Genomic DNA, 12,487 nt, shown 5'->3' with positions numbered 1-12,487 from the left:
GGACCCCCCGGGATATTTGTGCCAAGATGAAGGGGCGGGCGGTCAGCCCAGCACCACCAGCGCGTGCCGTTTCTTGCCTGCGGTCAGTTTCAGCGGTTGCGCCAGATCGGTTGCGGTGAACATCGCGCCCGCGTCGGTGGCGAGTTCGTCGTTCACCCGCGCGCCGCCTTCGGCGATCAGGCGCTTGGCGTCCTTGCCCGATTTCGCCAACCCGGACCGAACCACCAACTGCGCAAGGCTGATGCCGTCTGCGACCTCGGCGGCGGCAAGCGTGAGCGTGGGCAGATCATCGCCCACGCCGCCCCTTTCGAACACCTCGCGCGCGGTGGCCTCGGCGGCGGCGGCGGCCTCGGCCCCGTGCAGCAGCGTCGTGACCTCGTTGGCGAGGATGATTTTGGCGGCGTTGATCTCGGCCCCCGCCAGCGCGCCCAGCCGGTCGCATTCTTCCACCGGAAGTTCGGTGTAGAGTTTCAGGAAGCGGCCCACGTCGGCATCGGTCGTATTGCGCCAGAACTGCCAGAACTCGTAGGGACTCAGCATGGCGCCATTCAGCCACACCGCGCCGCCCGCCGATTTGCCCATCTTGCGCCCGTCCGAGGTGGTCAGCAGCGGCGAGGTGAGGCCGAAAATTTCGGCGTCCAGAACCCGGCGCGTCAGGTCGATACCGTTGACGATATTGCCCCATTGATCCGACCCGCCCATCTGGAGCCGGCAGCCGTAGCGGCGGTAAAGCTCAAGAAAGTCGTATGCTTGCAGGATCATGTAGTTGAATTCGAGGAACGACAGACTTTGTTCCCGATCGAGCCGCGATTTCACGGATTCAAAGCTGAGCATCCGGTTGACGCTGAAATGGCGCCCGATGTCGCGCAGGAAATCGAGGTAGTTCAGGCTGTCGAGCCATTCGGCATTGTTCAGCATGACCGCATCCGATGCGCCCGTGCCATAGCGCAAGTAGCGGGCAAAGACCTGATTCATGCCGTCGATATTGGTGTCGATCTGCGCAGGCGTCAGCAGCGGGCGTTCCTCTGACCGGAACGAGGGGTCGCCCACCTTGGTTGTGCCGCCGCCCATCAGCGTGATCGGCTTGTGCCCGGTCTTTTGCAGCCAGCGCAGCATCATGATGTTGAGCAGGTGCCCCACATGCAGGCTGGCCGCGGTGGCGTCATAGCCGATATAGGCGGGCACGACCCCGGCCACCAAAGCCTCGTCCAGCGCCTGATAATCGGTGCAATCGGCCAGATAGCCGCGCTCGATCATCACGCGCATGAATTCGGATTTGGGGTGGTAGGTCATGGCACTTGTCCCTTCTTTGCGCCCTCGCGTATACCGGGGCGGGTGATAAAGGGGAAGGCCATGTTGCGCGGCAAAGCGGTCTGGGCGCTGGGGGCGATGTCGGGCACGTCGCTTGACGGGGTGGATGCGGCGCTGGTGCAGACCGATGGCGAGACGATCACGGCCTTTGGCCGCCACGCCTATCGTCCCTATTCTGGTGCCGAGCGGGAAAAGCTTCGCACAGCGCTTGGCCGCTGGCCGGGTGATCCGGGGGTGGAGGCTGCGGCCGAGGTGGTGGAAACCGCCCATGCCGAGGTGCTGGCGGGCTTTCCCGAAGCCGAACTGGTGGGCTTTCACGGACAGACTCTGGCCCATGACCCCGCAGGCCGCGGCACCCATCAGGCCGGGTCGGGCGCGGTGCTGGCTGAGGTGCTGGGCCGCCCCGTGGTGTGGGATTTTCGGTCCGCCGATGTGGCATTGGGCGGGCAGGGGGCGCCGCTTGCGCCCTATTTTCATTTCGCATGTGCGCGCTGGATCGGGGCCACCGAGCCGTTGGTGTTTCTCAACCTTGGCGGCGTTGGCAATGTGACCTGGGTCGATCCAGTGGCGCACGGCCCCGAGGCGCCCGGCGCCTGTCTGGCCTTCGACACCGGCCCCGCCAATGCCCCGATCAACGATCTGATGCGTGCCCGGCGGCGGCAGGACCATGACACAGGCGGGCGCCTGGCGCGGGCCGGGCGGGTCAAGCCCGAGGTGATCGCGGCGTTTCTGGATCACCCCTATTTCTTCAGAATGCCACCGAAGTCATTGGATAGGAACGATTTTAATGATCTGCTTGGTGCGGTGAAGGGGCTGTCGAACCGCGATGCGGCCGCCACGCTGACGGCGGCGGCCGCCGCCGCGGTGGCGCGCGGCTTTGATCATTTCCCCCGGCCCCCCGCGCGGCTCTTGGTGACTGGTGGCGGGCGGCACAATGCCACGCTGATGGCGATGCTGACGGATCGGTTGCCCTGCGCGGTTGCGCCGGTGGAATCTGTCGGCCTGAACGGCGACATGCTGGAGGCGCAGGCCTTTGCCTATCTGGCGGTGCGGGTCGCGCGGGGGCTGTCCACCTCGGGGCCGTCAACGACGGGCGTCGCGGCGCAGGTCGGTGGCGGACAGATCAGCCGCCCCGGCTAAGCCGCCGCCTGACGCTTGGCGCGGGATGTCGAACCCCGGCGGCGCCAGATCGAAGCCGGCAAACTGAAAGCCGGTGCTGCGGGCCGCCTGCCAGTGATGGCTGGGCACGATCGCCTGCGGTGTCTCGCCCCCCAGCACCTCCGGCCCCAGCCGCAGATCGCGCGCTGGCCCCGCCGCGGTTTCGGCCAGCGACAGGATCACCGGCGCGCCTGCATGAAAATGCCAGATCTCGACGGCATCGACCCGGTGCCAGTGGCTCGCCTGCCCCGATTTGAGCAAAAACAGGATCGCCGTGCCCACCGGTCGCCCCGGCCCCTCGGCCACCCAGGTCTGGCGGTAAAAGCCGCCCTCGGGGTGCGGAGAAAGCCCCAGTCCGTCAATGATCCGGTCGGCCTCGTCCATGCTCTGCCCCCTGCCTATGGCGCCAGTCTGGCATAGGCCGAGGCCGATCAGAAGGTGATTTCGGCGCTTGTCGCGGTGATCTGCCAGCCGCTGCGGCGGCCCTGCCGCGCGGCCTCGGTCGCCAGCAGGCCGAACTGCACCTGCGCGGGGGCCAGCGGTGCGGTGCCACCATCCAGCCGCGCCCACAGATCGGGGTCTGGCCGGGTCCGGCGCGCCTCGGCTGCCAGCCGCCAGCCGCCGCCCGCCGTGCTGATGATGATCCGCCCGCCCCAGGGCAGCGCCGTTTCCAGACACAGCACCGCCAGAAAGCCCAGTTTGACCTCGCGCCGCGCCTGATCGCCCTCGGGTTGCCAATCGAAACTCAGCCGCCCCCCCAGCGCGATATCATCCAGCAGCGCTACGATTTCGCGGTGGCCCAGCCGCTGATCGCCCGCCGCCTGACCAAAGGCCACGCGAAAGAATTTGAGCCGCGCATTGGCATGGGCCACGCTTTCGGTGACAAGCTGCATCTCGTCGTTGGCCCCGCCCCCCGCCATCGCCAGCAGTTCAAGCCCGTTGCCGATCGCGCCCAAAGGGCTTACCAGATCATGGCACAGCCGCGACCCGACCAGCGCCACCAGATCGGCGACCTCATCCTGCGTCATTCTGCCCTCCCGGAGCCTGCGCCATGAACAGCATCCTTGAACCCGGCATGATTGTGCGCCTTGCCACCGCGCCCGACTGGGGCAAGGGGCAGGTGCAATCGCGCATCGGCGACCGGATCACGGTGAATTTCGAACATGCGGGCAAGCAGGTGCTTGACGGGCGCCATGTGGCGTTGAGCCTGGTTCTGCCGGGAAGCGAATGAATCTGTCATCAGCGCAAGATAACACAATCATGGGTTGAGTCAACGCCGCCCCCGCGCCGGGCATCGGCTTGCATTGCGCGCCGTAGCCCCCTAAGAGCGTGTCAACCGTCCCAAAGGCCGTGCCCGCCAGATGTCGCCCGATGCGTCCTGTCTCGTGACCCGTCTTGCCACCGACCCGCGCGACTGCGAAGCCGCCCATCGGCTCCGCTATGAGGTCTTCGTGGCCGAACTGGGGGGCGACGGCCCCGGCGTCGATCATGCCGCTCGGCTGGAGCGGGATGTTTTCGACCCCGTCTATGATCATCTTGTGCTGATCGACACCCGCCGCGATGCTGCTGCGCTGGATCATGTGGTGGGGGTGTATCGGCTGCTGCCGGGCGACCGCGCTGCCGATTTCGGGCGTTTCTATTGCGACAGCGAATATGATCTGACGCGGCTGCGCCGCTCGGGGCGGCGGTTGCTGGAGCTGGGCCGGTCCTGCGTGCATCGCGACTATCGCGGCGGCCCGGCCATGTTTTTGCTGTGGAACGCACTTGCGGGCTATGTGCTGGATCATGCCATCGAGGTGATGTTCGGCGTGGCCAGCTTTCATGGCACCGATCCGCAGAAACTGGCCGTGCCGCTGTCGTGGCTGCACCACCACCACCTTGCCCCCGAGGCGCTGCGTGTGCGCGCGCTGCCCGAGCATTTCCAGCGGATGGACCTGTTGCCGCCCGAGGCGCTGGACCGACAAAAGGTCATGGCCGACATGCCCGCACTGATCCGCGCCTACCTGCGGCTGGGCGGTTTCGTGGGCGAGGGGGCCTTTATCGACACTCCCTTCAACACCACCGATGTGATGCTGATGATGGACGCCGCCGCGATGAGCCAAAAGCACCGCAGCTTTTACACCCGCCGGTATGAGGGCCGCGAATGACCACCTGGCGTTCGGCAGTCCCGCTGCCCATGCAGCGCCCCTCGGGGGCGGGCTGGCTGCGGGTGGCATGGCGCGGGGCGGTTCTGGGAACGGTGGTTTATGGCGGGCTGCTGGTGCTGCTGGTGCTGCGGCTGATCGAGGCGCCGCTGTTTGGCGCCCGCCGCCCGCTGACCCCGCATCTGACCCGCGCCATTTGCCGCGCGACCTTTCCGATCCTCGGCATCGGCTACCGGGTGCGGGGGCAGCCGATGCGCCAGATCGGCGCCGTGGTGGCCAACCATGCGGGCTGGTTGGATATTTTCGCGCTGAATGCCTGCCAGAGCGTCTATTTCGTGGCCAAGGCCGAGGTGGCAGGCTGGCCCGGCATCGGTTGGCTGGCGCGCGCGAACGGCACCGTTTTCATCCGTCGCGACCCGAAAGAGGCCAAGGCGCAGCAAGCGGTGATGGAGGCGCGGATCCGCGCCGGGCACCATCTGGTGTTCTTCCCCGAGGGCACCTCGACCGACGGATTGCGGGTGCAGCCGTTCAAATCCACCCTGTTCGCGGCCTTTTACGCCGACGGGCTGGACCGGGTGATGCAGATCCAGCCCGTCACGCTGATCTGGCGCGCACCCGAGGGCGCCGACCCGCGGTTTTATGGCTGGTGGGCCGACATGGGCTTTGGCGCGCATTTCCTGCATGTGCTGGCCGCGCCCCGGCAAGGGGCGGTGGAACTGGTGTTCCACGATCCGGTGGCGGTGTCGGCCTTTCCCTCGCGCAAGGCGCTGGCGGGGCATTGCGAGGCGGTGGTGCGGTCTGCACTTCCGCAGGAATTTCAGGGTTTTGCAGTTGATGGCTGAAGTGCTGCAAGAAGCTGGCCCAGATCGCCATATCCGGTAAATCGGCGCTGATAGGCCAGCCCCAGCCGCTGTGCCGCCTCTTGCGCCTTCGCGTCCAGCTCGGGGTCGTCAGTCTGGGCTTGGTAGACCAGCCGCGTGTAATTACCAAAATACATATCGCGCAATTCGGGGTGGCGGTCCAGACCCATAGGCCGCCAGACGAAGGCATCGAATTGCCGAACCAGAAAATCAGTCAGGTAAAACGTCGTCACCTCGTCTTCGGCCTGTGCGGCAAACGCGTCCAGCCCTTCGTAAAATGCATAGCAATGCGGCCCCGGCACCATCGCAACCCCCAAAGCGGCGCAGCGCGCGGCCAGCAGCCCCCCGGTGCCGCAATCGGCATAGACAACAAAGATATGGCGATACGCGGCGCGGTGGCGGTCAACCGCCGCCTCGACAGCGTCGGGGATGCGTTCGGGGCGCAGGTGCAGGTCGGCGGGCAGGCAGGTCAGGTCCAGATGATCCCAACGGTTGGCGTCCTTCAACGCCAGTATCTCGCGCGCCAAGGCGCCGCAGGCGATCAGCAGCACCCGCTCGGGCGTCATTCCACCCGTGCCATCAACCGCACCAGCCCGGCGGCAACCAGCGCCAGAACCGCCAGCAGCGCCAGCGAAACGCCCGCCTGAGACGCGACCCACAGCGTCAACCCGGCGGCAAGGATGACCGCGGCGATCAGGAACAGGAAATGGGGCAGGGGCATGTCAGACCTCCGGTTGATCCCAATATGGGCCGTTCCGGCGCAAAGTCCAAGTGCAAAGGGGCGGCCTTGGCCGCCCCGCCAAAGAGTGCGGCGCCGCGGTCAGCCTGCCGCAACCTGATTGTGCTTGCGCGCGATAAAGGATTTGGCGGTTTCCACCGCCACCGCCGCATCGCGGCAATAGGCGTCGGCCCCGATCGCCCGGCCAAATTCCTCGTTCAGCGGCGCGCCACCGACCAGAACGATATAATCGTCGCGGATGCCCTGATCCTTCATCGTGTCGATCACGACCTTCATGTAGGGCATGGTCGTGGTCAGCAGCGCCGACATTCCGATGATGTCGGCCCCTTCGCGGCGGGCTGCGTCGAGATAGTTCTCGACCGGGTTGTTGATCCCCAGATCGACAACCTCAAAGCCCGCGCCTTCCATCATCATCGCCACAAGGTTCTTGCCGATGTCGTGGATGTCGCCCTTGACGGTGCCGATCACCATCTTGCCCATCTTCGGCGCGCCGGTTTCCACCAGCAGCGGCTTGAGAATGAACATGCCGCCCTTCATCGCATTGGCGGCCAGCAGCACCTCGGGCACGAACAGGATGCCGTCGCGGAAATCGTTGCCCACGATGGTCATGCCCGCGACCAGAGCCTTCGTCAGAATGTCATAGGGGGTCCAGCCGCGTTCCAGCAGGATGTTCACGGCCTCTTCGATCTCGTCTTTCAGACCGTCGTAGAGGTCATCGTGCATCTGAAGCACAAGCTCTTCGTCATCCAGTTCCGACAGGATGATCTCGTCGTCGTCCGCCATGTTCCGCTCTCCCGCGATCCCGTATCCCTGTGATGGCGCCAAAGCCCCGGCACCAGTTGGCAAATTGCGACCTGCGCCCCCTCATCCCCGACGCTTCCCCGGCGCTGGGGGGCGGGGTCAGCCGCGGCGTCGGCCGCGCCGCTCGCGCCCGGCGCCGCCCTCGTCATCGCCGGTGCCATCCGATGCCGACGAAAACCCGCCCAGCCGTGCCGAAATTTCTTCCAGCGTCGGGCGCGGCCCGCGCGGGCGGCTTTCCAGCGCCGCACGCATCGCCTTCAGATGCACCGGCATCGTGCCGCAGCACCCGCCGATGATCGTGGCGCCCGCATCGCGCGCCAGCACGGCATATTCGGCCATCAGTTCCGGCGTGCCGTCATAGTGAATATGACCCTCGTGATATTTCGGGATGCCCGCATTGCCCTTGGCGATGATCGGCCGCTCGGTCCCGGCGGCGACAAAGCCCAGAATGGTGCGCATCAGATCCGACGACCCCACGCCGCAGTTGGCGCCAAAGGCCACCGGCGGGTTGGGCAGCTTTTCCACCAGCGCGGCCAGTTGCGCCGAGGTGACGCCCATCATCGTGCGGCCCGCGGTGTCAAAGCTCATCGTGCCGCACCAGGCCATGCCGGCCAGACGCGCGGCCTCGGCCGCGGCCTTGAATTCCTCGGGCGCCGAGATCGTCTCGACCCACAGCACATCGGCCCCGCCCGCCTTCAGCCCCTCGGCCTGTTCGTGAAACATCTCGACGGCCAGCGCATGGGTCAGGGTACCCATCGGCGCGAAAATGTCGCCTGTCGGCCCGATCGAGCCCGCCACGATCACCGGGCGCCCGGCACGGTCGGCCACCTCGCGGCCGATCTCGGCGCCAAGGCGGTTCAATTCATGCACACGGGCCTGGGCATTGTGCAACTTCAGCCGGCTGGCATTGCCGCCAAAGGTGTTGGTCAGAAAGATGTCTGACCCGGCATCGACCGCAAGACTGTAAAGCTTGGCGATATTGCCCGGCTGATCGGCATTCCACAGTTCCGGCGCATCGCCCGACGACAGGCCCATGTTGAACAGGTTGGTCCCTGTCGCACCATCGGCCATCAGCCAGTCGCGGGTCTGCAAAAGCCGGGAAAGCGCATCAGTCATCGGGTCGGGCCTTTCGAAACGTGGCAGCCGGGTGGCGCTGCGGCCCCCGTCAATGGCGCCGCAATGCCATGGCGCGGGCAAATTGGCAAATTCTTCCGCGTCATGATGATGATGAAGCCCGCGCATGTCACCGGGGCATGTCACCGGGCAGGTTGGGCACAAAAAACCCGCCCGCGCCGGGCGCGGACGGGGGAACCCTGTCACGTCGAGCCGCAGTCGCGCCCCGGTCAGACTTCGGTCATGATCTGCTTTTTGGCCTCGGCCATCAGTTCGTCCATCTTGGCGCGGATCGTGGCCTCGTCGGCCAGATCGCCCAGATCGGCTGCGACCTTGCGATAGACATCCTCATGGCCGACCTCTTCGAGGTCCGAGGCGATGACGCTGCGCGCATAGTCCAGCGCCTCGTCGCCCTCTTTGCCCATCAGCCCCGCGGCCCACAGGCCCAAAAGCTTGTTGCGCCGCGCATCGGCCTTGAACTGAAGCTCTTCATCGTGAACGAATTTGGCCTCGAAGGCGTGATCGCGGTCGTCAAAGGTGGTCATGCTGGCCCCCATCTGTTGTGCATCAGCCGCCCTTATGCCTGCGCCGTCTGTCCCCTGCAACCCCTGCGATTGTCCCGATCTCGCAAGCGTGACGCGCACCCGGTCCGGCGCCGCCGCGCCGAAGCCTTGCGGCAAACGCGCGCTTGGCCTATAGGGGCGCAAATGGGCCATCCGGCCCTCGCGGCCCCGCCCCGCCCCGGCAGGCCCCCAGCGAACGGAGCAGTCATGGCACCTCGGCGCAAGAAGATTTACGAAGGCAAAGCCAAGATCCTGTATGAAGGCCCCGAGCCGGGTACGCTGGTGCAATATTTCAAGGATGACGCCACCGCCTTCAACGCGCAGAAACGCGACGTGATCGAGGGCAAGGGCGTGCTGAACAACCGGCTGTCGGAATATTTCATGACCGGGCTGGCCAATATCGGTGTGCCCACGCATTTCATTCGCCGCATCAACATGCGCGAACAACTGATCCGTCAGGTCGAGATCATCCCGCTGGAGGTGATCGTGCGCAACTTTGCAGCCGGGTCGATCTCGAAACGGCTGGGCATGGAAGAGGGCACGCCGCTGCCGCGCCCGATCGTGGAATACAGCTACAAGAACGACGCGCTGGGTGACCCGCTGGTGCCCGAGGAATATATCGTCGCATTCGGCTGGGCCAACCAGCAGGATCTGGACGACATCGTGGCGCTGGCGCTGCGCGTGAACGATTTCCTGTCGGGCGTGTTCTATGGCGTCGGGATCAAGCTGGTCGATTTCAAGATCGAGATCGGCCGGATCTGGGACGGCGATTACATGCGCCTTGTGGTGGCCGATGAAATCAGCCCCGACAGCTGCCGCCTGTGGGACGTCAAGACCGGCCAGAAGCTGGACAAGGATGTGTTCCGCCGCGATCTTGGCAGCCTGACGGACGCCTATACCGAAGTGGCGCGGCGGTTGGGGGTGATGCCCACCAACACCACCACGATGAAACCCACGCTGATCAACTGAAAGGCCCGCCGATGAAAGCCCGCGTTCATGTGATGCTGAAGGATGGTGTTCTCGACCCGCAGGGCGAGGCGGTGCGCCACGCGCTGGGAACGCTGGGATTTGGCGGGGTCGAGGCGGTGCGGCAGGGCAAGGTGATCGACCTTGATCTGGCCGCCACCGACCGCGCCGCAGCCGAGGCCGAGGTGCGGGCGATGTGCGAAAAGCTGCTCGCCAATACCGTGATCGAGAAATACACCATCGAGATCGCCTGAGGCCGCGCCGGGGGCGCTGCCCCCGGACCCCCGGGATATTTGAACCAAGATGAAAGCAGAGAGGCCCGCGATGAAAGCCGCCGTCGTCACCTTCCCCGGGTCGAACTGCGACCGCGATCTGGCCCAGGCCTTTGCTGCGGCCGGGGCCGACGTGGTGCGGGTCTGGCACAAGGAGACCGCGCTGCCCGAAGGCACCGATGTGGTGGGTGTGCCGGGCGGGTTTTCCTACGGCGATTATCTGCGCTGCGGCGCGATTGCGGCGCAAAGCCCGGTGGGGCAGGCGATCCGCGATTTTGCGGGCCGCGGCGGCTATGTGCTGGGCATCTGCAACGGGTTTCAGGTGCTGACCGAAATGGGCCTGCTGCCCGGCGCGCTGATGCGCAACGCGGGGCTTCAGTTTCTGTGCAAGCCGGTGACGCTGCGGGTGGCCACCACCGACAGCGTTTTTACCCAAGGCTATGCCAGAGGGGCCGAGGTGATGTTTCCGATTGCCCATCACGACGGCAATTACACCATCGACGCCGAGGGGCTGGCCAGGCTGCAGGGCGAGGATCGCGTGGCGTTTCGCTATGCCGACAATCCCAATGGCTCGATGGACGATATTGCCGGGGTGCTGAGCGCGAACCGCCGGGTGCTGGGAATGATGCCGCATCCGGAACGTGCGGTTGATCCAGCGCAGGGCGGCACCGATGGATCGGCGCTCTTCCGCGCGCTGGCCGGAATGATGGCCCGCGCCTGAGGCGGGCCGCCTTGAGCCGCGGGCGCGGCTGGCCTAAGGTCGCGCCATGGTAATGATCGACCCCGACAGCGACCAGAACAGCCCCGAGGCCGATGCGCCGCCGCGGCGGGCCTGGGTTTTGCGGGCTGCCGTCGGGCTGATCCTGGTGCTGGCGGTGGGCGTGGTCTGGGCCACCAACTACTGGCTGTCAGACCGGTTTACCGAAACCACGCGGGTGCGGGCCGAGTTGCGGCTGGCGCTCTATTCCGGCAACATCCTGTCGGAATTGCAGCGCAGCGCCGTGGTGCCGCTGTTGCTGGCGCGTGACCCGGCGCTGTTGTCCTCTCTGGGGTCGGGCGAATATTCCACCACGTCGGCGCGGCTGATCTCGGCCGAGGAGGAGATCGAGGCCGCCTCGATCCGGCTGCTGGATATTTCCGGGCGAACCGTGGCTGCGACCGACCGCAACCTGATCGGCAAGACCTATGCTCAGGCGCCGTGGTTCGTGGATGCGATGCGCGCCCGTGACACCGTCTTTACCGCAAGCCCGCGCGAGTCGGGCGGGACCGAGTTTGTCTATTCCCGCGCAATGCGGCAGGATGGTCGCCCGGTGGGCGTGATCGTGGTCGAGGCCGACCTGTCGAAATTCGAACGATCGTGGGCGGGCATTTCGGATGCGGTGGCTGTAATCGACAGCGGGGGCCGCATCATTCTGGCGACCGAGCCGCGCTGGCGCGGGCTGACGATGGAACAGGCGCTGGCCGCGCGCAGCGCGCCGTCCGCGATCCAGCGCGCGTTTCAGTTGACTGCAGACTGGGCCAATGCGCCGCCTGATGCCTATGTCAGCGGCACCGCGGTGATGCGGGCTGAAACGCGGCTGCCGTTTCGCGGCTGGCGGATGGTGTCGTTCACCACCTACGATTCGATCCGCGAGCGGGTGAATGCCGTGTTGGCGCTGGAGATCATGGGCTTTGCGATCCTGCTGGCGGGGGTGTTTTACCTGTTGTCGCGCCGCGCGCGGGTGCAATCGCTGGCCTATCGACGCGAGTCGGTGGAGTTGCGCGCGCTGAACGCGCGGCTGTCGCGTGAGATTGCCGAGCGCGAGCGGGTGCAGAAAGACCTTGCCGTGGCCGAGCAGACGCTGGAGCAATCTTCGAAACTGGCCGCCCTGGGCGAAATGTCGGCGGCGGTCAGCCATGAGTTGAACCAGCCGCTGGCGGCGATGCGCACCTATCTGGCCGGCGCGCGGCTGCTGTTGCAGCGCGGGCGCGGCACCGAGGCGCTGGCCTCGTTCCAGCGTATCGACGACCTGATCGAACGGATGGGGGCGATCACGCGGCAGTTGAAGTCATACGCGAGGAAGGGCGGAGAAGCCTTTGAACCTGTTGACCTTCGCGCAGCGATATCTTCGGCGTTGCAGATGATGGAGCCGCAGCTGCGCGCGCGCCGGGTGCGTATCACCCGGACCTTGCCGCGGGCCACGATCCGGGTCATGGCCGACCGGATCAGGCTGGAACAGGTGATCATCAACCTCTTGCGCAACGCCATCGACGCCACCAAATCGGTTGCAGAGCCGCAGATCGACCTGTTGCTGACGGTGGGGGAAACGGCCGTTCTGGCGGTGCGCGACAATGGGCCGGGGATTTCCGATCTGGACAAGCTGTTCGAGCCGTTCTGGACTACGAAGAAACCGGGCGAGGGCACGGGGCTTGGCCTCGCCATCTCGTCGGGGATCGTGAAGGATTTCGGTGGGCGCCTGACGGCGCATAACGCCACCGATGGCGGGGCTGTGTTCGAGATGCAGTTGCCGCTTTATTCAGACAGGATTACGGGCCGGGCGCCCAGGGCAGCGGAGTAGCC

Annotated in this window: 15 protein-coding genes and 1 pseudogene; 8 read left to right on the top strand and 8 right to left on the bottom strand. The window is 65.9% G+C overall.

Going from position 1 to position 12,487, the window contains the following annotated elements; genetic code table 11:
• Window positions 1–42 precede the first annotated feature (42 nt).
• Window positions 43–1,293, bottom strand: coding sequence for a tyrosine--tRNA ligase (gene tyrS, locus C5F46_RS00485; RefSeq protein ID WP_107323395.1), 1,251 nt, complete (start codon window positions 1,291–1,293; stop codon window positions 43–45).
• Between the two features lie 60 nt (window positions 1,294–1,353).
• Between tyrS and C5F46_RS00480 the strand changes: the two genes are divergently transcribed.
• Window positions 1,354–2,451, top strand: a complete 1,098-nt coding sequence (locus tag C5F46_RS00480; protein WP_107323481.1) for an anhydro-N-acetylmuramic acid kinase — start codon at window positions 1,354–1,356, stop codon at window positions 2,449–2,451.
• A gap of 18 nt (window positions 2,452–2,469) precedes the next feature.
• Here the strand turns inward: C5F46_RS00480 and C5F46_RS00475 are convergent.
• Together C5F46_RS00475 and C5F46_RS00470 are read right to left on the bottom strand one after the other, a co-directional pair.
• A pseudogene (locus tag C5F46_RS00475) lies at window positions 2,470–2,853 on the bottom strand (cupin domain-containing protein); the annotation flags it as partial.
• Window positions 2,854–2,900: 47 nt separating this feature from the next.
• The gene (locus C5F46_RS00470; RefSeq protein WP_107323393.1) at window positions 2,901–3,497 is read right to left on the bottom strand and encodes a histidine phosphotransferase family protein; all 597 of its coding nucleotides are present in this window, start codon (window positions 3,495–3,497) and stop codon (window positions 2,901–2,903) included.
• Window positions 3,498–3,520: 23 nt separating this feature from the next.
• On the opposite strand from C5F46_RS00470, the gene C5F46_RS00465 reads away from it, so the two are divergent.
• The 3 genes from C5F46_RS00465 (at window position 3,521) to olsA (ending at window position 5,455) form a co-directional block, all read left to right on the top strand.
• Entirely contained in the window at window positions 3,521–3,700 is a 180-nt protein-coding gene (locus C5F46_RS00465) for a DUF3553 domain-containing protein (protein ID WP_107323392.1), read from the top strand.
• 130 nt (window positions 3,701–3,830) lie between these two features.
• Window positions 3,831–4,616, top strand: a complete 786-nt coding sequence (gene olsB, locus C5F46_RS00460; protein ID WP_107323391.1) for an L-ornithine N(alpha)-acyltransferase — start codon at window positions 3,831–3,833, stop codon at window positions 4,614–4,616.
• Complete coding sequence (gene olsA / locus C5F46_RS00455) at window positions 4,613–5,455, top strand: lyso-ornithine lipid O-acyltransferase (RefSeq protein ID WP_107323390.1); 843 nt, start codon at window positions 4,613–4,615, stop codon at window positions 5,453–5,455. Before olsB ends, olsA begins: the two co-directional genes overlap by 4 nt.
• Here olsA and C5F46_RS00450 read toward each other — a convergent pair.
• The 5 genes from C5F46_RS00450 to C5F46_RS00435 all read right to left on the bottom strand — a co-directional run bounded on the left by C5F46_RS00450 (window position 5,431) and on the right by C5F46_RS00435 (window position 8,671).
• Window positions 5,431–6,039, bottom strand: a complete 609-nt coding sequence (locus tag C5F46_RS00450; protein WP_107323389.1) for a DUF1638 domain-containing protein — start codon at window positions 6,037–6,039, stop codon at window positions 5,431–5,433. The genes olsA and C5F46_RS00450 overlap by 25 nt on opposite strands.
• Window positions 6,036–6,194 (bottom strand): hypothetical protein, encoded by a 159-nt coding sequence (locus C5F46_RS16525; RefSeq protein WP_168796783.1) that lies wholly within the window; start codon window positions 6,192–6,194, stop codon window positions 6,036–6,038. The genes C5F46_RS00450 and C5F46_RS16525 overlap by 4 nt, the downstream gene beginning before the upstream one ends.
• A 99-nt stretch (window positions 6,195–6,293) precedes the next feature.
• Window positions 6,294–6,995: a corrinoid protein gene (locus C5F46_RS00445; protein ID WP_107323388.1), complete on the bottom strand. Its 702-nt coding sequence runs from the start codon at window positions 6,993–6,995 to the stop codon at window positions 6,294–6,296.
• A gap of 117 nt (window positions 6,996–7,112) precedes the next feature.
• A complete protein-coding gene (gene bmt, locus C5F46_RS00440; RefSeq protein ID WP_107323480.1) occupies window positions 7,113–8,129 on the bottom strand; it encodes a betaine--homocysteine S-methyltransferase in 1,017 nt (338 codons plus the stop codon).
• A gap of 227 nt (window positions 8,130–8,356) precedes the next feature.
• Entirely contained in the window at window positions 8,357–8,671 is a 315-nt protein-coding gene (locus tag C5F46_RS00435) for a DUF1476 domain-containing protein (RefSeq protein WP_107323479.1), read from the bottom strand.
• A 225-nt stretch (window positions 8,672–8,896) separates the two neighbouring features.
• On the opposite strand from C5F46_RS00435, the gene purC reads away from it, so the two are divergent.
• The 4 genes from purC (at window position 8,897) to C5F46_RS00415 (ending at window position 12,485) form a co-directional block, all read left to right on the top strand.
• Window positions 8,897–9,658, top strand: a complete 762-nt coding sequence (gene purC / locus C5F46_RS00430; protein ID WP_107323387.1) for a phosphoribosylaminoimidazolesuccinocarboxamide synthase — start codon at window positions 8,897–8,899, stop codon at window positions 9,656–9,658.
• Between the two features lie 11 nt (window positions 9,659–9,669).
• On the top strand, window positions 9,670–9,909 hold the full coding sequence (purS, locus tag C5F46_RS00425) for a phosphoribosylformylglycinamidine synthase subunit PurS (protein ID WP_107323386.1): 240 nt from the start codon (window positions 9,670–9,672) through the stop codon (window positions 9,907–9,909).
• Window positions 9,910–9,979: 70 nt separating this feature from the next.
• Window positions 9,980–10,648 carry a phosphoribosylformylglycinamidine synthase subunit PurQ gene (purQ, locus tag C5F46_RS00420; protein WP_107323385.1) on the top strand — a complete coding sequence of 223 codons (669 nt, stop codon included), beginning with the start codon at window positions 9,980–9,982 and terminating at the stop codon, window positions 10,646–10,648.
• A gap of 52 nt (window positions 10,649–10,700) precedes the next feature.
• Window positions 10,701–12,485, top strand: coding sequence for a sensor histidine kinase (locus tag C5F46_RS00415; protein WP_107323478.1), 1,785 nt, complete (start codon window positions 10,701–10,703; stop codon window positions 12,483–12,485).
• The last annotated feature ends 2 nt before the right edge of the window (window positions 12,486–12,487 follow it).

It is taken from the genome of Phaeovulum veldkampii DSM 11550 (assembly GCF_003034995.1).
In the GTDB taxonomy this organism is placed as follows: Bacteria; Pseudomonadota; Alphaproteobacteria; order Rhodobacterales; family Rhodobacteraceae; genus Phaeovulum; species Phaeovulum veldkampii.
Note: the sequence above shows the minus strand (reverse complement) of the source record. Positions and strands in the feature narration are given on the sequence as shown.

Bases quoted from the DNA above. Each gene is read 5' to 3' on its own strand.
- tyrS (WP_107323395.1), bottom strand. From the start codon at position 1,293: ATGACCTACCACCCCAAATCCGAATTCATGCGCGTGATGATCGAGCGC.
- C5F46_RS00480 (WP_107323481.1), top strand. From the start codon at position 1,354: ATGTTGCGCGGCAAAGCGGTCTGGGCGCTGGGGGCGATGTCGGGCACG.
- C5F46_RS00470 (WP_107323393.1), bottom strand. From the start codon at position 3,497: ATGACGCAGGATGAGGTCGCCGATCTGGTGGCGCTGGTCGGGTCGCGG.
- C5F46_RS00465 (WP_107323392.1), top strand. From the start codon at position 3,521: ATGAACAGCATCCTTGAACCCGGCATGATTGTGCGCCTTGCCACCGCG.
- olsB (WP_107323391.1), top strand. From the start codon at position 3,831: ATGTCGCCCGATGCGTCCTGTCTCGTGACCCGTCTTGCCACCGACCCG.
- olsA (WP_107323390.1), top strand. From the start codon at position 4,613: ATGACCACCTGGCGTTCGGCAGTCCCGCTGCCCATGCAGCGCCCCTCG.
- C5F46_RS00450 (WP_107323389.1), bottom strand. From the start codon at position 6,039: ATGACGCCCGAGCGGGTGCTGCTGATCGCCTGCGGCGCCTTGGCGCGC.
- C5F46_RS16525 (WP_168796783.1), bottom strand. From the start codon at position 6,194: ATGCCCCTGCCCCATTTCCTGTTCCTGATCGCCGCGGTCATCCTTGCC.
- C5F46_RS00445 (WP_107323388.1), bottom strand. From the start codon at position 6,995: ATGGCGGACGACGACGAGATCATCCTGTCGGAACTGGATGACGAAGAG.
- bmt (WP_107323480.1), bottom strand. From the start codon at position 8,129: ATGACTGATGCGCTTTCCCGGCTTTTGCAGACCCGCGACTGGCTGATG.
- C5F46_RS00435 (WP_107323479.1), bottom strand. From the start codon at position 8,671: ATGACCACCTTTGACGACCGCGATCACGCCTTCGAGGCCAAATTCGTT.
- purC (WP_107323387.1), top strand. From the start codon at position 8,897: ATGGCACCTCGGCGCAAGAAGATTTACGAAGGCAAAGCCAAGATCCTG.
- purS (WP_107323386.1), top strand. From the start codon at position 9,670: ATGAAAGCCCGCGTTCATGTGATGCTGAAGGATGGTGTTCTCGACCCG.
- purQ (WP_107323385.1), top strand. From the start codon at position 9,980: ATGAAAGCCGCCGTCGTCACCTTCCCCGGGTCGAACTGCGACCGCGAT.
- C5F46_RS00415 (WP_107323478.1), top strand. From the start codon at position 10,701: ATGATCGACCCCGACAGCGACCAGAACAGCCCCGAGGCCGATGCGCCG.